Annotated in this window: 15 protein-coding genes; 2 read left to right on the forward strand and 13 right to left on the reverse strand. The window is 70.8% G+C overall.

Features of this window, described 5'->3' with window-relative positions:
• Window positions 1–423: 423 nt before the first annotated feature.
• The 10 genes from argH to argC are packed head-to-tail and all read right to left on the reverse strand — an operon-like array spanning window position 424 to window position 10,033.
• Entirely contained in the window at window positions 424–1,869 is a 1,446-nt protein-coding gene (gene argH / locus ACYVJ3_RS15220; protein ID WP_460853909.1) for an argininosuccinate lyase, read from the reverse strand.
• 4 nt (window positions 1,870–1,873) lie between these two features.
• Window positions 1,874–2,344: an NUDIX hydrolase gene (locus ACYVJ3_RS15225; RefSeq protein ID WP_460853910.1), complete on the reverse strand. Its 471-nt coding sequence runs from the start codon at window positions 2,342–2,344 to the stop codon at window positions 1,874–1,876.
• A 3-nt stretch (window positions 2,345–2,347) separates the two neighbouring features.
• Window positions 2,348–3,793 (reverse strand): argininosuccinate synthase, encoded by a 1,446-nt coding sequence (gene argG / locus ACYVJ3_RS15230; RefSeq protein WP_460853911.1) that lies wholly within the window; start codon window positions 3,791–3,793, stop codon window positions 2,348–2,350.
• 4 nt (window positions 3,794–3,797) lie between these two features.
• A complete protein-coding gene (locus ACYVJ3_RS15235; RefSeq protein WP_460853912.1) occupies window positions 3,798–4,310 on the reverse strand; it encodes an arginine repressor in 513 nt (170 codons plus the stop codon).
• Entirely contained in the window at window positions 4,303–5,238 is a 936-nt protein-coding gene (gene argF / locus ACYVJ3_RS15240) for an ornithine carbamoyltransferase (protein WP_460853913.1), read from the reverse strand. The genes ACYVJ3_RS15235 and argF overlap by 8 nt, the downstream gene beginning before the upstream one ends.
• Complete coding sequence (locus ACYVJ3_RS15245) at window positions 5,235–6,437, reverse strand: acetylornithine transaminase (protein WP_460853974.1); 1,203 nt, start codon at window positions 6,435–6,437, stop codon at window positions 5,235–5,237. Before ACYVJ3_RS15245 ends, argF begins: the two co-directional genes overlap by 4 nt.
• Before the next feature lie 38 nt (window positions 6,438–6,475).
• Window positions 6,476–7,411, reverse strand: a complete 936-nt coding sequence (gene argB / locus ACYVJ3_RS15250) for an acetylglutamate kinase (RefSeq protein ID WP_460853914.1) — start codon at window positions 7,409–7,411, stop codon at window positions 6,476–6,478.
• Entirely contained in the window at window positions 7,408–8,571 is a 1,164-nt protein-coding gene (gene argJ, locus ACYVJ3_RS15255; RefSeq protein ID WP_460853915.1) for a bifunctional glutamate N-acetyltransferase/amino-acid acetyltransferase ArgJ, read from the reverse strand. Before argJ ends, argB begins: the two co-directional genes overlap by 4 nt.
• Window positions 8,572–8,585: 14 nt before the next feature.
• Entirely contained in the window at window positions 8,586–8,999 is a 414-nt protein-coding gene (locus ACYVJ3_RS15260; RefSeq protein ID WP_460853916.1) for an ACT domain-containing protein, read from the reverse strand.
• Window positions 8,996–10,033: an N-acetyl-gamma-glutamyl-phosphate reductase gene (gene argC / locus ACYVJ3_RS15265; protein ID WP_460853917.1), complete on the reverse strand. Its 1,038-nt coding sequence runs from the start codon at window positions 10,031–10,033 to the stop codon at window positions 8,996–8,998. Before argC ends, ACYVJ3_RS15260 begins: the two co-directional genes overlap by 4 nt.
• A 104-nt stretch (window positions 10,034–10,137) precedes the next feature.
• On the opposite strand from argC, the gene ACYVJ3_RS15270 reads away from it, so the two are divergent.
• Window positions 10,138–11,151, forward strand: a complete 1,014-nt coding sequence (locus tag ACYVJ3_RS15270; RefSeq protein WP_460853918.1) for an ATP-binding cassette domain-containing protein — start codon at window positions 10,138–10,140, stop codon at window positions 11,149–11,151.
• On the forward strand, window positions 11,148–11,987 hold the full coding sequence (locus ACYVJ3_RS15275) for an ABC transporter permease (protein ID WP_460853919.1): 840 nt from the start codon (window positions 11,148–11,150) through the stop codon (window positions 11,985–11,987). Before ACYVJ3_RS15270 ends, ACYVJ3_RS15275 begins: the two co-directional genes overlap by 4 nt.
• On the opposite strand, the gene ACYVJ3_RS15280 is transcribed toward ACYVJ3_RS15275, so the two are convergent.
• The 3 genes from ACYVJ3_RS15280 to pheS are packed head-to-tail and all read right to left on the reverse strand — an operon-like array spanning window position 11,988 to window position 18,543.
• Window positions 11,988–14,930: an ATP-binding protein gene (locus ACYVJ3_RS15280; protein WP_460853920.1), complete on the reverse strand. Its 2,943-nt coding sequence runs from the start codon at window positions 14,928–14,930 to the stop codon at window positions 11,988–11,990.
• Window positions 14,931–14,942: 12 nt separating this feature from the next.
• On the reverse strand, window positions 14,943–17,420 hold the full coding sequence (pheT, locus tag ACYVJ3_RS15285) for a phenylalanine--tRNA ligase subunit beta (protein WP_460853921.1): 2,478 nt from the start codon (window positions 17,418–17,420) through the stop codon (window positions 14,943–14,945).
• A gap of 1 nt (window position 17,421) precedes the next feature.
• Entirely contained in the window at window positions 17,422–18,543 is a 1,122-nt protein-coding gene (gene pheS, locus ACYVJ3_RS15290; RefSeq protein ID WP_460853922.1) for a phenylalanine--tRNA ligase subunit alpha, read from the reverse strand.
• Between the last annotated feature and the right edge of the window lie 25 nt (window positions 18,544–18,568).

The raw sequence follows: 18,568 nt of genomic DNA on the forward strand, positions 1-18,568 counted from the left end.
TCCTGAGCCAGGATCAAACTCTCCATAAGAAAATTCAAACCCAACAAAGACAAACCCCGACAACATCACGTTGTCTAGAATTCATCAATTGCCGAAATACTCCGACAACCACTCGGTTGCCGCACAAACATTTCACAACAATCAAAATGCATGACACACTGTTGAGTTCTCAAACATCAGACGCAGCCGCGTGTCTCGCCGGTGACCCGGCGCCCTTTCGCGGCGCAACCTGAGCAACGCTACTCACGTTGCAGTTCTCGGTCAACTTGACGCTGACCCCGCCCTTCGGCGGCCGGTCGCTGCTGTGGTGGCCTCCCGGGTGTTACCCCGGTGTTTGGCCCCCTTGCGGCGACAAAGAGAACATTACAGACACCCCTGGGGAGCCACAAATCGGGGTGCCCCTTTTGCACCACGGGCCCCGTCCTACGCCTGGGAGCGCGCTCCACGAGCGGTCGTGACGCGGTCGCGGAGCTGCTCCAGCTGCTCGGCGACGCGCACGGGCGCCGTGCCCCCGCGGCCGTTGCGGGAGCCGACCGAGCCCTCGGCGGTCAGCACGAGACGGACGTCCGGGGTGAGCGCCGGCGAGACAGCTGCGAACTCCTCGTCGGTCAGCTCGTCGAGCTCCACTCCCCTGGCCTCCGCCACGCGGACGCAACCGCCCGCGACCTCGTGCGCGATGCGGAACGGCACCCCTTCGCGCACCAGCCACTCGGCGATGTCCGTCGCCAGCGAGAAGCCCTGCGGCGCGAGCTCTGCCATCCGCCCGGTGTTGTAGACGAGGGTGGCTACCTGGCCGGTGAACGCCGGCAGCAGGACCTCGAGGGTGTCGACGGAGTCGAAGACCGGCTCCTTGTCCTCCTGCAGGTCACGGTTGTACGCGAGCGGGAGCGCCTTGAGGGTGGTGAGCAGGCCGGTCAGGTTGCCCACGAGACGGCCGGCCTTGCCACGAGCGAGCTCGGAGATGTCGGGGTTCTTCTTCTGCGGCATGATGCTCGACCCTGTCGACCAGGAGTCGTGCAGCGTCACGAAGTCGAACTCCTTGGTCGCCCACAGGATGATCTCCTCGGCGATCCGGCTGATGTCGATGCCGATCTGCGCGGTGACGTAGGCGAACTCGGCGACGAAGTCGCGGGACGCCGTACCGTCGATGGAGTTCGCCGTCGAGCCGGTGAAGCCCAGCTCCCGGGCGACCAGCTCGGGGTCGAGACCGAGGCTCTGGCCCGCGAGGGCACCGGAGCCGTACGGCGAGTCCGACTCGACGCGGTCGCGCCAGTCGGCCAGGCGGTCGACGTCGCGCAGCAGGGTCCAGGCGTGGGCCAGCAGGTGGTGCGAGAGCAGCACCGGCTGGGCGTGCTGGAGATGGGTGCGCCCCGGCATGATCGCGGGCTTCTCCCCCAGGTGCTGATCGGCCTGTCCGGCGAGCGCCTCGACGAGGTCGAGCACCAGCTCGCTGATCCGCGCACCGTGGTCGAGCAGGTAGCAGCGGAAGAGCGTCGCGATCTGGTCGTTGCGCGAGCGACCGGCACGGAGCTTGCCACCGACGTCGGGGCCGACCTCCTCGATCAACAGCCGCTCGAGCGCACCATGGACGTCCTCGTCCGACGCCGCCGGCAGCAGCTGGCCGCTGGTGAAGCGCTCGGCGAGGACGTCGAGCCCACGGTGCAGCTCGATCTCCTCCGCACCGGTCAGGAGGCCAGCGGCCCCGAGCGCCTTCGCGTGGGCGTGGGAGCCGGCGATGTCGTAGAGGGCCAGCCGCCAGTCGAAGTGCGTCGAGCGCGAGAGCGCCTCGAGCTCGGGCGAGGGGCCACCCTCGAAGCGACCGCCCCAGAGCTTGCCCTCGTTGGTGGTGCTGACGTCCTTGCTGCTCACTGGTCTACCTCTTGCTCAGTACGGCGGCCGCGGCCGCACGCATCATCTCGGGCATGTCGGGCGAGGCGGCCGAGCCATCCGCCTCGAGCGCTTCGGGTGTCCACCACTCCGCGCGGACGATGTTGCCGGCCTCGCCCGCGTCGAGACCCTCGAAGTGGACCTCGACGTCCTCGTCGAGCGGGACGGCCAGGAACGTCGAGTGCGAGACGTAGTCCTGCCCGTTCCACGAGAACGGGTGCGTGCCGGTCCCGATCGGGCCGATGACGGCCGCTGCGGGCATGGTCAGTCCGGTCTCCTCGAACAGCTCGCGGACCGCGGCCTGCTCATGGGTCTCTCCCGGGTCGACGGCACCGCCGACACTGATCCAGTGCAGGTCGCCGGGACGAGCCGGGTCCTGCGCTTGGAGCAGAAGGACGCGACCGGCCGGCGAGACCGGCAGGAGGCGCGCAGCGATGCGGTGGATGGGTGCGCTCATGGGTCAGTCGGTGCCCTGCTCCATGGCGGCCTCGTCCTGGGCGATCTCGATGTCGCCGATCAGCTCGTCGTCGGCGACGTCGGGGTTGGCGGTGATCTGGTCGTAGCCGCCCGACGGGAGCTCGCCGAACAGGGTGCCGTTCTCGACCAGCACCGTGCCCTGGTCGAGGGGCTGGCCGGCGTACATCTCGAGCTTCGCGCGGCTGTCGGCGATGTCGAGGTTGCGCATGGTCAGCTGGCCGATGCGGTCGGTCGGACCGAACGCAGCGTTCTCGACGCGCTCCATCGAGAGCTTCTCGGGGTGGTAGGAGAAGTTGGAGCCCTCGGTCGCGAGGATCGTGTAGTCGTCGCCGCGACGCAGGCGCAGCGTGACGGTGCCGGTGACCAGCGAGGCGATCCAGCGCTGGATCGACTCGCGCAGCATCAGCGACTGCGGGTCGAGCCAACGACCCTCGTAGAGCAGGCGACCGAGCTTGCGGCCCTGGTTGTGGTAGTTCGCGAGCGTGTCCTCGTTGTGGACCGCGTTGAGCAGGCGCTCGTACGCCGCGAAGAGCAACGCCATGCCGGGCGCCTCGTAGATGCCGCGCGACTTGGCCTCGATGATCCGGTTCTCGATCTGGTCGGACATGCCGAGACCGTGCCGGCCACCGATCTTGTTCGCCTCGAGGACCAGCGCCACTGCGTCGTCGTACCTCGTGCCGTTGAGCGCCACCGGGCGGCCGGCCTCGAAGGTCACCGTGACGTCCTCGGTCTCGATCTGGACCGTCGGGTCCCAGAACTTCACGCCCATGATCGGCTCGACGATCTCGAGCGAGACGTCGAGGTGCTCGAGGACCTTCGCCTCGTGGGTGGCGCCCCAGATGTTGGCGTCGGTGGAGTAGGCCTTCTCGGTGGCGTCGCGGTAGGGAAGGTTGTGCGCGACGAGCCACTCGGACATCTCGTGGCGGCCGCCGAGCTCGGTGACGAAGTCGGTGTCGAGCCACGGCTTGTAGATGCGCAGCTCGGGGTTGGCCATCAGGCCGTAGCGGTAGAAGCGCTCGATGTCGTTGCCCTTGTACGTCGAGCCGTCGCCCCAAATGTTGACGTCGTCGGCCTGCATCGCCCGGACCAGCATGGTGCCGGTGACGGCGCGGCCCAGCGGCGTGGTGTTGAAGTAGGCCTTGGAGCCGGAGCGGATGTGGAACGCACCGCAGGCGAGGGCGGCCAGGCCCTCCTCGACGAGCTGGGGCTTGATGTCGACCGCGCGGGCGATCTCGGCGCCGTACTGCCGCGCACGGATCGGGACGCCGGCGATGTCCGGCTCGTCGGGCTGGCCGATGTCGGCGGTGTAGGTGCACGGGATCGCGCCCTTGTCGCGCATCCACGCGACGGCGACCGACGTGTCGAGACCGCCGGAGAAGGCGATGCCGACCTTCTCGCCGACAGGAAGGGAGGTGAGGACCTTCGACATGGGGCTATTCGTTTCCTTCTGCGAGAGCGGTGAACTTGCGGGCCAGGGCGTCGCCGCCGGCCGGGTCGCGTCCGATGATGAGGACCGTGTCGTCCCCGGCGATGCAGCCGAGGACATCCGCCAGGTCCGCACGGTCGACGGCGCTGGCGAGGAACTGGGCCGCACCCGGAGGGGTGCGGAGGACGACGAGGTTGGCGCTCGCGTCGGCGCTGACCAGGAGCTCGGAGGCGAGCCGGGCCAGCCGGTGGTTGGCCGCAGCCGACTCGCCGGCGATCGGGGTGCGATAGCCGCCCAGTGCCGGGACGGCGTACACCTTGGCGCCGGAGGCGCCGATCACCTTGACCGCGTCGAGGTCGACGAGGTCGCGGCTGAGCGTGGCCTGCGTGACGTGCACACCCCGTGCTGCCAGGAGCTCGGCGAGCTCGGGCTGCGAGCGCACCTCACGCCCACCGAGCAGCTCGGTGATGAGCTGCTGGCGGGCGTTCTTGGTCAGCGGGGTCAACGCGTGCTCAGTCACCGGCGCTCCGGTGCTGCCAGAGCCAGGCCAGCACGGCCTTCTGCGCGTGCCGACGGTTCTCGGCCTCGTCCCACACCACGCTCTGCGGACCGTCGAGGACCTCGGCGTCGATCTCGGTGCCGCGGTAGGCGGGTAGGCAGTGCAGTGCGATCGCGTCGGCCTTGGCGTGCGACATGAGCTCGGCGGTGACGGCGTACGGCCCGAAGACCGCCTTGCGCTCGGCGGCCTCGTCCTCCTTGCCCATCGAGACCCACGTGTCGGTGACCACGACATCGGCGTCGTGGACGGCGACGGTGGCATCGGCAGCGATGCGGACCGAGCCACCGGTCTCCTTGGCGATGCCGGTCGCCTTCTCCAGCACTCCACTGTCAGGCTCGTAGCCCTCGGGGCAGCCGAAGACGACGTGCATGCCGGCCATCGCGCCGGCCAGCGCCCACGAGTTGCCCATGTTGCAGGCGGCGTCTCCGAGGAACGCCACCGTCAGGCCAGTGGTCGCGCCCTTGTGCTCACGGATCGTGAGCAGGTCTGCGAGCAGCTGGCAGGGGTGGAACTCGTCGGTCAACGCGTTGATGGTGGGTACGCCGGACATCGCGGCCATCTCATCGAGGGCAGCCTGCGCGTAGGTGCGCCAGACGATGGCGCTGGCCTGGCGGCCGAGCACACGGGCCACGTCGGCGACGGACTCGCGCTTGCCGATGCCCGCGAGGGTCCCGTCGACCACGAGCGGGTTGCCGCCGAGCTCGGCGATCCCGGCGGCGAAGGACGCCTGCGTGCGCAGCGTCGGCTTGTCGAAGATCATCGCCACGGTGTGCGGGCCCTGGAGCGGCTTGGCGCTGAAGGGATCGGCCTTGAGTCGGCTGGCGAGGTCCAGCACCTCGGCCTGCTCGGCCGGAGTCAGGTCGTCGTCGCGCAGGAAGTGACGAGTCATGAGGCAACTCCTGCGTTGTCGAGGATGGCGGGCCAGGCAGCGACGAACTCTGCCGCCTCGGCCTCGGTCAGCACCAGCGGGGGCGCGAGGCGGATCCGCTGGGGCGTCGGAGCGTTCACGATGAATCCGACGTCCTGGGCGGCCGCGAGGACCTCGGCGGACTTGGGCTCGGCGAGGTCCAGGCCGATCAGCAGGCCCGCGCCGCGGATCTCCGTCACCCGCGGGTCGGCCGCGAGACCGGTGCGGAGCTGCTCCCCTACCTTCGTGGCGTGGGCGAGGAGCGCGTCCTTCTCGATCGTGTCGAGGACCGCCAGGGCCGCAGCCGCCGCGACGGGGTTGCCCCCGAAGGTCGTGCCGTGGTTGCCCGGGTCGAAGAGCTTGCCGGAGCCACCGGTCGCCAGGCACGCGCCGATCGGGATGCCACCGGCCAGCCCCTTGGCGAGCGTGACGATGTCCGGCACGACCGGGGTGTCGACCAGCGCGACGTTCTGGTGCGCCAGCCAGGTGCCGGTCCGGCCGATGCCGGTCTGGATCTCGTCGAGCCAGAGCAGCGCCTGGTGGTCGTGGGTGATCCGACGGGCGGCCGACAGGTAGTCGAGAGGAGGTACGACGACTCCGGCCTCACCCTGGATCGGCTCGACGAGGACCGCGGCGGTCGTGTCGTCCACCGCGGACTCGAGCGCCGCGACGTCGCCGTAGGGGACGAAGACCACGCCACCGGGCAACGGCTCGAAGGGCTCGCGGTAGGCGGCCTTGGAGGTCAGCGCGAGCGCACCCATCGTGCGGCCGTGGAACGAGCCCTCCGTCGCGACGATCTTGGTCCGGCCGGTGCGCCGGGTCAGCTTGAACGCAGCCTCGTTGGCCTCGGCGCCGGAGTTCGTGAAGAACACCTTGGTCTCCACGGGCTCGACCACCGGATCCTGGCCGACCGCCGGATCCTGGCCGACCGCCGAGCCCTGGAGCATGGCGGCGAGCCGTTCGGCGAGCGCGATCTGCGGCTCGCTGGCGAAGAAGTTCGAGATGTGGCCGAGCGTCAGCAGCTGGGTGGTCACCGCGGAGACCAGCGCCGGGTGAGCGTGGCCGAGAGCATTGACGGCGATGCCGCCGAGCATGTCGAGGTAGGAGCGGCCGTCGGCGTCCCAGACACGCGACCCCTCGCCCCTGACCAGGACGAGCTTGGGCGTGCCGAACGTGTTCATCAGCACGTCGGCGTACCTCTCGGTCCAGGCGTGCTGGCTCACTTGCCCACCGCCCGTGCCTTGCGCGTCTTGGTGGAGACGCCCGGGAGGACCTGCGTGCCGACACCCTCGTCGGTGAACAGCTCAAGCAGGACGGCGTGCGGCTCGCGGCCGTCGACGACCGTCGCGCGCTCGACTCCCCCGCGGACCGCCTGCAGGCAGGCGCCCATCTTGGGGATCATCCCGCTGGCCAGGCTCGGGAGCATCTCCTCGAGGGCGTCGGGGGCGATCTCGCCGATGACCTCCTCGGGGTCGGGCCACGACGCGTAGAGGCCCTCGACGTCGGTGAGGACGAGGAGCTTGACCGCGCCGAGCGCGGCGGCCAGGGCGGCCGCCGCCGAGTCGGCGTTGACGTTGTGGACCACGCCGTCCACGTCGGGGGCGACGCTGGAGACGACGGGGATCCGGCCGGCCTCGATCAGGTCGATCACCGACTCGGGACGCACGTGGGTCACCTCGCCGACCAGACCGAGATCGACCTCCTCGCCGTCGACGATGGTGCCGGTGGCGGTGGCGGTGAACAGGCCGGCGTCCTCGCCCGACAGGCCGACCGCGAGCGGACCGTGCTCGTTGATCAGGCCGACGAGCTCACGCTGGACCTGGCCGACCAGGACCATGCGTACGACGTCCATGGCCTCGGGCGTGGTCACGCGGAGGCCGCCGCGGAACTCCGACTCGATCCCGAGCCGGTCGAGCATCGTGGAGATCTGCGGCCCTCCTCCGTGCACCACGACGGGCCGGAAGCCCGCGAAGCGCAGGAACGCGATGTCCTCGGCGAACGCCTGCTTCAGGCTCTCGTCGGTCATGGCGTTGCCGCCGTACTTGATGACCACGATTTTTCCGTGGTACGCCTTCAGCCAGGGCAGGGCCCCGGCCAGGATCTTGGCCTTGGTCTGGTCCGGGCGGCCCGGCTGCTTCTCGGTCATCTCGCTCATGAGGAGTACGCGCTGTTCTCGTGGACGTAGGCATGGGTCAGGTCGTTGGTCCAGACGGTCGCCTGCGCGTCGCCGGACTTGAGGTCGATGGTCACCGTCACCGAGCGTGGCGTCAGGTCGACGGTGGCCGGGTCAGCGGCCGGCGTGGACCGCTTGCAGACCCACACGTCGTTGACGGCCACGTCGAGGTCGGCGGGGTCGAACGCCGCCCGGGTGGTGCCGACCGAGGCCAGGATCCGGCCCCAGTTGGGGTCGTTGCCGAAGACGGCGGCCTTGAACAGGTTGCTGCGGGCGACACTGCGGCCGACCTCGACGGCGTCCTCCTCGGAGGCGGCGTTGATCGTCGTGATCGCGATCTCGTGGCTGGCGCCCTCGGCATCGGCGAGGAGCTGCTTGGCCAACGTCGTGCAGAGCTCGGTGAGGGCCTCGGTGAACTCCTCGGCGCTCGGCGTGACGCCGCTGGCGCCACTGCTCAGGACGGTCACCGTGTCGTTGGTCGACTGGCAGCCGTCGGAGTCGAGCCGGTCGAAGCTGACCCGGGTGGAGGCACGCAGCGCCTTGTCGAGCTCGTCGGCCGGCACGATCGCATCGGTGGTGATGACTACGAGCATGGTCGCCAGCGCCGGGGCGAGCATGCCCGCGCCCTTGGCCATGCCGCCGATGGACCACGTGCCGTCCGGGCCGTCGCGCTCGACCACCGCCTGCTTGCTGACCGAGTCGGTGGTCATGATCGCGTGGGCCGCGTCGTCGCCACCGTCGCTGCTCAGCGCGGCGTGGGCGGCGGTGACACCGGTGAGCAGGTCGTCGCGGTCGTTGGCCAGACCGATCAGGCCGGTGGAGCAGACGATGACGTCGCCGGCACCGATGCCGAGGAGCTCCCCGACCTTCTCGGCGGTCAGGTGCGTGGTCAGGAAGCCGTCGGGGCCGGTGTAGCAGTTGGCTCCGCCCGAGTTGAGCACGACGGCCTTGACCACGCCGTCCTTGGCGACCTGCTCGCTCCACAGGATCGGGTTGGCCTTGCAGCGGTTGCTGGTGAAGACCGAGGCCGAGTCGAAGCGGGGGCCGAGGTTGGCGACGAGGGCGACGTCCTTGGCACCGGTCGACTTGAGGCCGGCCGGTACGCCGGCAGCGACGAAGCCTGCGGGACGGGTGATGCTCATGCTGGGATCTGCCTTCAGGAGAGGTGTGCGGGAACGGCGGCGGTGATCTCGTGCCCCGATCGTCGCCATGCCTCCTCGGCCTTGTCGGCGTCATGCGTCGGCACCAGGATCCAGTCGGTGTCGAAGGTCGAGATGGTCAGGATCGAGATGCCGGCCTCGGCCAGCGGGACCAGCAGGCCCGCGAGCACGCCGACCTGGTCGAAGGTGAGCTCGTCGGTCACGCAGAACGCCGTGAACGGCTTCTTGTGCGGCGCCTTCGTGGGGACGCTGCGGCCCGCGCAGATGAGCGAGGTCTCGGTAGCGGTCGCCGTGATCGAGAACAGCGACGAGGACTCGGCCCACGTCGGGATCTCGGCCCCGGCCGCGAGCTTCACGATCGCCAGCGTCTCGGGGTAGCGGGCCAGGTTGAACGTCTGCGGGGTGGTCACGGCGCTACTCCTACGGTCGTGAGGCCGGTCGTCTCGGGGAGACCGAGGGCCAGGTTCATGCACTGTACGGCGGCGCCGCCGGTGCCCTTGGCGAGGTTGTCGATCGCGCCGACGACGACGAGCCGCCCGGCGGTCTCGTCGAGGGCGACCTGCAGGTGCACGGCGTTGGAGCCGAGCACGCTCTGGGTCTGCGGCCACTGACCGGCCGGCAGGACGTGGATGAACGGCTCGTCGGCGTACGCGTCGACGTACGCCTGCCGAGCCTGCTCGGCCGTGACGCCAGGCTTGATCGGGGCGCTGCAGGTCGCCAGGATGCCGCGGCTCATCGGGACCAGCAGCGGGGTGAAGGAGACCTTCACGGGCTGGTCGGTGAGGCGACCGAGGTTCTGGGTGATCTCGGGGGTGTGCCGGTGGACCCCGCCGACGCCGTACGCGCTGGTGTTGCCCATCGTCTCGCTGCCGAGGAGGTGCGCCTTGGCGGACTTGCCCGCGCCGCTGGTGCCGGACGCGGCGACCACGACGACCTCGGGCTCGACCAGCCCGGCCGCGACGGCCGGAGCCAGCGCGAGGCTGGAGATGGTCGGGTAGCAACCGGGAACGGCGACCCGCTTGGCGCCCTCGAGCACTGCCCGGTTGCCGGGGAGCTCGGGCAGGCCGTAGGGCCAGGTGCCGGCATGGTCGGAGCCGTAGAACTTGGTCCACTCGGCCGCGTCCTCCAGCCGGAAGTCCGCGCCGCAGTCGATCACGATCGTGTCGTCGCCGAGCTGGGCGGCGATCGCGCCGGACTGGCCGTGCGGGAGGCCGAGGAAGACGACATCGTGCCCGGCAAGGTTGTCGATCGTGGTGTCGAGCAGCACCCTGTCAGCCAGTGGCAGCAGGTGGGGCTGGAGGCTGCCGAGCAGCTCCCCCGCGTTGGATCCGGCGGTCAGGGCGCCGATCTCGACGGCGGGATGTCCCAGCAGCAGCCGGAGCACCTCGCCCCCGGCGTACCCACTCGCACCTGCGACGGCGACGCTGATCTTGTCCATGTGCATAACTATACAGATCCCTGCATGTTCATGTGACATCGGGCCTGCGGAACGCTCCGGTTGCACGCGCTGAAACCGAATTGAAACCGGTCCGCTGCAGGGTCTCCCCCATGACCACCACCATCACGACGGCCGGCGATCCCGGCCCGCACCACGGCGGCTCCGCGCATGCGGTGGAGGCTACCGGCCTGGTGAAGACCTTCGACGGCTTCCGCGCCGTCGACGGCATCGACCTGCAGGTACGCCGGGGCGAGGTGTACGGCGTCCTGGGACCCAACGGCGCCGGCAAGACCACCATGCTCTCGATGCTCGCGACCCTGCTCCCCCTCGACGGCGGGAGCGCCTCCATCTTCGGCGTCGACGTCGCCACCCAGCCGCACCAGGTCCGCCAGCTCGTCGGCGTCACCGGGCAGTACGCCTCGGTCGACGAGAACCTGACCGCCACCGAGAACCTGATGCTCTTCAGCCGCCTGCTCGGCCAGTCCCGCAAGCAGGCTCGGAGCACCGCCGCCGACCTGATCGAGCGCTTCGGCCTGACCGAGGCCTCCGACCGGCAGATCCAGAAGTTCTCCGGAGGCATGCGCCGGCGCCTCGACCTCGCCGCGTCGCTGATCTCCCGGCCACCGCTGATCTTCCTCGACGAGCCGACCACCGGGCTCGACCCGCGCACCCGCGGCCAGATGTGGGACACCATCCGTGAGCTGGTCGCCGCCGGCTCGACGATCCTGCTGACCACGCAGTACCTCGACGAGGCCGACCAGCTGGCCGATCGGATCGCCGTCATCGACCGCGGCCGCAAGGTCGCCGAAGGTACGCCGGCCGAGCTCAAGGCCAGCGTCGGCAGCTCCACCCTGCAGCTACGGCTCGAGGACCGCGAGACGACCGCCGAGGCAGCGCGTCTCGTCGAAGGCGTCCTCGGCGAGCCACCGGTCCTGACGCCTGAGGCGGGCGGGCTCAACATCGCGCTGAGCGACGCGAACCGCGCGGCCGACGTACTGATCGCCCTGCGGACCGCGGGCATCTCCATCACCGCTGCCACCGTCCAGCAACCCACCCTCGACGAGGTGTTCCTGACCATCACCGGGCACCACACCGAGGACGAGAGCCAGGAGGACGTCGCATGAGCGCACCCACCACGACCGTCGCAGTGACGGACCGCTCGGCTGAGACGCAGAGCCGCCCGCTGACCGTGCGGCCCAGCCTGGCCGAGACCTACCAGCAGACGATGGCGATGGCCTGGCGGGCGCTCAAGAAGATGACCCGCAACCTCGAGCAGTCCTTCGACGTCATCATCCAGCCGCTGCTCTTCACCGCGATGTTCGCCTACATCTTCGGCGGCGCGGTCTCCGGCGACGTGCAGGCCTACCTGCCGATCATCATCACCGGCGTGCTCGCCCAGACCTCGCTCACGGCCTGCATGGCCGCCGGCACCCAGCTCCGCGAGGACATGGACAAGGGCGTCTTCGACCGGTTCCGGTCGCTGCCCATCTCCCGGATCGCACCGTTGGCAGGGCCGGCGCTGGCCGACCTGGTGAGGTACGCCGTCGCCGCGACCCTGACCATCCTCACCGGCCTGCTCATGGGCTACCGACCGGCGGGCGGCGTGCTCGGCGTCCTGGCCGGGTGGCTGCTCGTGGTCGCGGCCGGCTGGTCGATGTCGTGGATCTTCATCTGGCTCGGCACCCGGTTGAGCTCGTCCCAGGCGGTGCAGGGCATCGGGATGATGATCATGTTCCCCCTGACCTTCCTCTCCGACGCCTTCGTGCCGCTCAACTCGCTGCCCGGCTGGCTGGAGGCGTTCGTGAAGGTCAACCCGGTCCACCTCGTCATCGCCGCGACCCGCGACCTGATGAACAACGGCGACCTGACGCTCAACGTGCTGTGGGCCTTGCTCGGCTGCGGGTGCGTCGTCGCGATCTTCTTGCCCCTGGCCGTCCGCGGCTACGCCCGCAAGATGTAGCTAGAACAGCCGGTCCACCAGGCGCCGGGCGTCGTCGAGCAGCTCAGCTCCGCGGCGCCCGGCGTACTCCTCCTCGGCCCGGGCGCTCGCACCGGGCGCCAGGCTCTCGGCGTCGGCCCGAGCCTGCGCCCACCGCAACGCCGGCGCGAAGCGGTAGTAGGAGAAGCGGTCGGCCACCACGAGCAGGCGGACGGCGTCGTCGGGCAGCAACGATCGGTGGTGGAGCGCCCAGAGGCCGACGGCGAACAGCAGCACGCCGGACACCGGCAGGTCGAGCATCTGGCGCGCCTCCTGCAGCACGGCCACGGCCTTCGCCGTGAGGATGGCGTAGAGGTCGGCGCCCTCGTCGCCGTCGCCGTGGCGGACGTACGCCGCCAGCGCGCCGGCCTCGGCGAAGACGACCCACGGCAGCAGGCCGGAGCTCTCGTCGGCCACCGGGAAGCGCAGCTGCCTCATCGCCGCGACGGAATCGCGGAAGCAGGCCAGACCCTCGCGCGTCTGACCGCGAGCGAGAAGCACCTCGCCGCGGAGGGTGAAGACCGAACCGCGCGAGCCGAGCGGACCCTGCACACCGAGCTCGTCGATCGCCTCGAGGATGCGCTCGGCGTCGTCGAGCTGCCCCTGCTCGAGCGCAGCCATCCCCAGCACGGCCTCGGTCTGGATGACGTCGTCGGTCGCGCCGAGGCGCCGCAGGACAGGGAGCGCGGCGGTCGCGTGCCTGGCCGCCCCGCTGACATCGCCGACCTGGGCGTGGAGGCCGCACAGCTGGGCGTGCAGGATCGCGCCCAGCCACGGGCCGTGCTCATCGGTCGTCAGCTCGAGCGCGGTCGTCGCAGCCTCCATGGCGCCCTGGGGATCGGCGGAGTTCTCGCGCTCGTGGCTGAGGAACTGGTACGTCGTGGCGCGGACCCTCGGGTCGGGATCGGCCAGCAGCCGGTCGACGAGCTCCTCGTCGTACCCCTGCAGCTCGTGGGCGAGGAGGATCTGGAGCATCGTGCCCAGGTGGGGGCTGGTCGAGCCGGTACCGAGGCGCCGGGCGACGCGCTCGACCTGGGCGGTGTCCGCCGAGCCGGTGAGCACCGAGCCCATCAGGCAGCTGGCGAGCGACACGCGGGCCGGCTCGACGAGCTCGGCCGGCGGGTCCCAGCCATCGAGCGTGTCCAGGACAGCGGAGCTCAGGCTGAAGGCGCGGTGGTGCTCGCCGACCAGCGCCCAGTAGCCGCCCAGCACGCTGTGCAGCACCACCACGGTGGGCCGGTCGCCCACGGCGATCGCCTGGCGGAGCACGTCGGCGAGGTTGTTGACCTCCCCGCGGACGCGGCGTACGGCCTCGACCTGGGTGGGGGTGAACATCAGCAGGCCGTGGGTGCGGCAGAAGCCGGTCGCCCAGTCCCGCTGGCTGGCCGCGGCGGCCTCCTGCTCGCCGGCCGCGGCGAGCTGGAGCCTGCCGAACTCACGGACCGTCTCGAGCATCCGGTAACGGATGTCGTCGGCCTCCTCGGTGACGGCGAGCAACGAGTTGTCGACCAGGTGCTCCACCGCGGCGAACGCGTCCGCTCCGAGCACCGCGTCGGCGCCGTCCATCGAGAAGCCGTCGTGGAAGACCGAGAGACGGCTCAGGGCCCTTCGCTCCGGGCCACCCAGGAGGTTCCAGGACCAGTCGATGACGGCCAGCAGGGTCTGGTGACGATCGGGGGCGCTGCGGTCGCCGCCACGCAGGAGGGCGAAGCGATCCTCGAGCCGGGCCGCGACATCGGCCACGCTCATCGCGCGCACCTTGACCGCGGCCAGCTCGATGGCGAGCGGAAGCCCGTCGAGACGGGCCACGATGGCGTCGACGTGCTCGGCCGGCAGCACCACACCGGGACGGGCCGCCTCGGCCCGCTGCGTGAACAGCTCGACCGCCTCGTCCCGCCCGAGGGTGCGCAACGGGAGGACCCGCTCGGCAGCGATGGCGAGCGGGGTGCGGGTCGTGGTCAGCACCCGCAGCCGCGGCGCGGCGGCCACGAGGAAGGCGACGAGGTCCGCGACCTCGGTGATGAGGTGCTCGCAGTTGTCGAGAACCAGCAGGGTCGAGGCCTGGTCGAGCTGCTGCGCGATCCGCGTGCGGACGTCTCGGCGCTGCTCGGGCGTCAGGGTCCGGCGTCCGCTCACCGAGTCGCGTACGCCGAGCGCGGACCCGACCTCGCCGACCAGGTCCTCCGGGTCGACGACACCGACCAGCTCGACGACGTGGACGACCGGCTGCTCGGCCGACGCGGCCGCGAGCTGGGCGAGGCGCGTCTTGCCGAGTCCGCCGGGACCCAGGATCGACACGACCCGGTGGGTGCGCAGCAGCCCCCGGAGGTCGGCGAGGTCCTGGTCGCGCCCGACCAGGCTGGACGCGTAGTGGTGCACGCCCGAGCGGACCGGCCGGTCGCTGACCAGCAGCTCGCGGTGCAGCTCCTGCAGCTCGGGCGACGGATCGACGCCCAGCCGATCGGCCAGGTCGGAGCGGATCAGCTCGTAGTGGTCCAGTGCCGCGGGCACTCCCCGCACGGATGCGATCGACCGCAGCAGGGCTGTCGTCACCTCGGCGTCAGGAGCCGCGCGCTCGAGCAGCGGAAGCGCGTCGGCGTACGCGCCCTCGGCGGCCAGCCGCAGCCCGACGGGTCGCAACGCCCAGGCGTCGACCTCCTCGGTGGCCAGGGCGAGCCGGTAGCCGACCGCAGTACGGCCGATCGCGGTCGCCGCCGTTGCCGAGCGGGCGCGGGAGACGACCACCTGCAGCGCCTTGCCCGGCGTGGCCGGGAGGTCGTCGGCCCAGATCTCGTCGACGAGTGCGGCGTCGCGCAGCCCACGAGGGCCGGCCGCGACCAGCGCACGCAGCAGCGCCCGGGTGCGCTCACCCGGGACGGCAGCGCCGTCCCAGGTCACGTCATCGAGAACGCAGAGCCGGGCCACGCCGTGATCCTGTCAGGCCCGCTGGACCGCTCCGGTCAGCTCGGCCGCCTTGGCCACCGCGGCGTCGCGGGCGGCGCTGGTCTCTTTCTCGGTCAACGTGGCGTCGGGCGAGCGGAACCGCAGTGCGAACGCCAGGGACTTCTTGCCCTCGCCGATCTGCTCACCGGTGAAGACGTCGAAGAGGCGTACCGACTCGCACAGCTCACCAGCGCCCTCGCGCAGCGCGGCCTCGACGGCCGCGACGGTGATGTCGGCGTCGACGACCAGCGCCACGTCCTCCTTGGCGACCGGCATGGTCGAGAACTGCGGACCCGGGCGGACGGACGGTGTGCTCGCCATCAGGAGGTCGAGGTCGATCTCGACCGCTGCGGAACGCTCGGGCAGGCCGAAGGCGCGGCACACGGCCGGGTGGATCTCGCCGGCGTGGCCGAGGGTCTGGCCGTCGACGGAGAGCTCGGCGCAGCGGCCGGGGTGCCAGGGAGCCAGGGCGGCAGCAGTGGTGCCGACCTCGACGCCCAGCTCGCCCGCGAGGCGGCGTACGAGACCGATCGCGTCGGACCAGTCCGCCTTGCGGCCCTGGCCCCACCAGCCGTCGCGGTCGGTGTCGCCGGCCAGCACGACGCACAGGTGCAGCGGCTGGCGCGGCAGCGCGTCGAGCAGCGCGCTCAGCTCTGCCTCGGACGGGCGGTCGGCGACGCCGTAGATCGGGGTCGCGTTGCCGGTCGGGAACGCGACGGTGGCCGTCTCGAACAGCGCGACACCCTGGGCACCTCGGCCCAGGTTGCGGCCGGCAGCCTTGAGCAGGCCGGGCAGCAGCGTCGTGGTGTACGCCGGCTCCTCGGAGCTGATCGGGTTGGCCAGGCCGACGGTCGTACGGCGCGGGTCGTCCGCGGGCATCCCGAGCAGGTCGAAGGTCGCCTCCCCGACGAACGGGAAGCTGACGACCTCGACGCACCCGGAACCGGCCAGCGTGCGACCGACGCGGCGGCGCAGCTGCTGGGAGCGGGTCAGGCCGCGGCCGGTCGCGCGACGCGGGAGGACGCTGGGCACGGCGTCGTAGCCGACGATCCGGACGACCTCCTCGACCAGGTCGTAGGGGTCGTTGAGGTCGGGCCGCCAGGTCGGGCCGGTGACCTTGAGGTGGTTCCCGTCGACCTCCACGTCGGCGCCGACCGCGCGCAGGTGCGCGACGACGTCGTCGGTCGAGACGTCGATGCCACTGATGCGAGCCGGCAGATCGGCCGCCGCGGTGATGGTCGGCCGCAGCGGAGCCTCGCCGACCAGCGTGAAGCCCGGGTCGGCGGTCGCGCCGCCGTGGGCGACGAGCAGCTCGACGACGCGGTCAGCGGCAGCGGCCGGGAGCAGCGGGTCGACGCCGCGCTCGAAGCGCTTGGAGGCCTCGGAGCCGAGCTTGTGCCGCTTCTGCTGGCGGAAGATCGTGGTCGGGTCGAAGTACGCCGCCTCGACCACGATGTCGGTCGTGGTCGCCGAGATCTCGGTGTCCGCACCGCCCATCACACCGGCCAGGCCGATCGGGCCGTTGTCGTCGGTGATCAGCAGGTCGGCCGGGTCGAGGGTGCGGACCACGTCGTCGAGGGTCTTCACCTTCTCGCCGGCCTGCGCGCGGCGTACGCGAATCGGGCCGGCCAGCTTGGCCTTGTCGTAGCAGTGGTTGGGCTGACCGAGCTCGAGCATCACGTAGTTGGAGACGTCGACGGCGAGCGAGATCGAGCGCATCCCGGCCTGCTCGACACGCTTCTTGATGAAGTCGGGCGTCGGGGCGGTCGGGTCGAAGCCGCTGACGGTACGGGTCGCGAAGACGGGACAACCAGCGGTGTCGTCGACGACGACCTCGTAGGACTTGCCGTCGACCGCCGGGACGTCGCGATCGGCCGGGTCGGCGAACGACAGGTCGAAGCCGAGGGCGGCCTCGCGGGCGATGCCGCGCAGGCTCAGGGCGTACGCGCGGTCGGGGTTGATCTCGAACTCGATGATCTCCTCGTCGAGCCCGAGCATCGCCATCACGTCCGTGCCGGGCTCCCCCGCGTCGGCGGGCAGCACGATGATGCCGTCCTGGCCGTCGTCGGGGAGCCCGAGCTCGGAGGAGGAGCAGATCATGCCGGCGCTGAGGTGGCCGTAGGTCTTGCGCTCGGAGATCGCGAAGCCACCGGGCAGCACCGCGCCCGGGAGGCAGACCACCACGAGGTCACCGGGGCCGAAGTTGTGCGCACCGCAGATGATGCCCTGCGGCTCACCGGTGCCGTTGGCGTCACCGACGTCGACGGTGCACCAGTTGATGACCTTGCCGTTCTTCTGCGGCTCCTTGTCCTGGGTGAGGACACGGCCGATCACGAGCGGGCCGGTGATGTCGGCTGACTCGATCGCCTCGAGCTTGAGGCCGAGCGCGGTGAGCCGGTCGGTCAGCGCCTCGGTGCTGAGGTCGGCCGGCAGGTCGACGTACTCCTTGATCCAGGAGATCGGCGCCTTCATGTCAGAGCTCGCTTCCGAAAGCAGTGGTGAACCGTACGTCGCCCTCGAAGAGCGTGCGCAGGTCCTCGAGACCGTGGCGGAACATCAGGGTGCGATCGATGCCCATGCCGAAGGCGAAGCCGCTGTACTTGTCGCTGTCGACACCGCACGCGCGCAGGACGCGCGGGTTGACGATGCCGCAGCCGCCCCACTCGATCCAGCCCTCGCCGCGGCAGGTGCGGCAGGTCTCGCCGGCGTCGTTCACCTGGGCGCCTCGGCAGACGAAGCAGATCAGGTCGACCTCGGCGCTGGGCTCGGTGAACGGGAAGTACGACGGGCGGAAGCGGGTCGTGATGCCCTCGCCGAACATCTGGGTGGCGAAGTGGTCGAGGGTGCCCTTGAGGTGCGCCATCGAGATGCCCTCGTCGATGGCCAGGCCCTCGACCTGGTGGAACATCGGGCTGTGGGTGGCGTCGTACTCGTCGGTGCGGAAGACGCGGCCGGGGCACACGACGTAGATCGGGGCATCCGCGGTGACACCGCGGGTGAGCATCGTGCGCGCCTGCACGGGTGACGTGTGCGTGCGCAGGACGAGGTGGTCCTCGGCCGGGTCGGTCCAGAACGTGTCCTGCATCGTGCGCGCCGGGTGGTCCGGGCCCAGGTTGAGCGCGTCGAAGTTGAGCCACTCGGCCTCGATGACCGGGCCCTCAGCAACCTCCCAGCCCATCGCGACGAAGATGTCGGCGATCAGCTCGGCGCCGGTCGTCAGCGGGTGACGCGCACCCACCGGACGGCGGTCGGTCGGCAGCGTGACGTCGACGGTCTCCTCGACCAGCATCCGCGCCTCGTGCTCGACCTCGAGCACGGCCTGGCGCTCGGCCAGCGCCTTGTTGACGGCGCCGCGGGCCTGACCCACGCGCTGGCCGGCCTCCTTGCGGGCCTGCGGCGGCAGCGCACCGATCTCGCGGTTGGCCAGCGCCAGAGCGGAGCGGTCTCCTGCGTGCTCGGTGCGGGCAGCCTTGAGCTGCTCGAGGTCGGCGGCAGCGGCGATCGCGGCGAGTGCCGCGTCGCGCGCAGCGTCGATCTCGCCCTGCTGCAGCGGGGTGACCTCGACGGGGTCGTAGTCAGAATTGGGGCCGGACACGCGGCAAGTCTAGGAAGGCTCGGCA

The organism is Nocardioides montaniterrae (assembly GCF_054782655.1).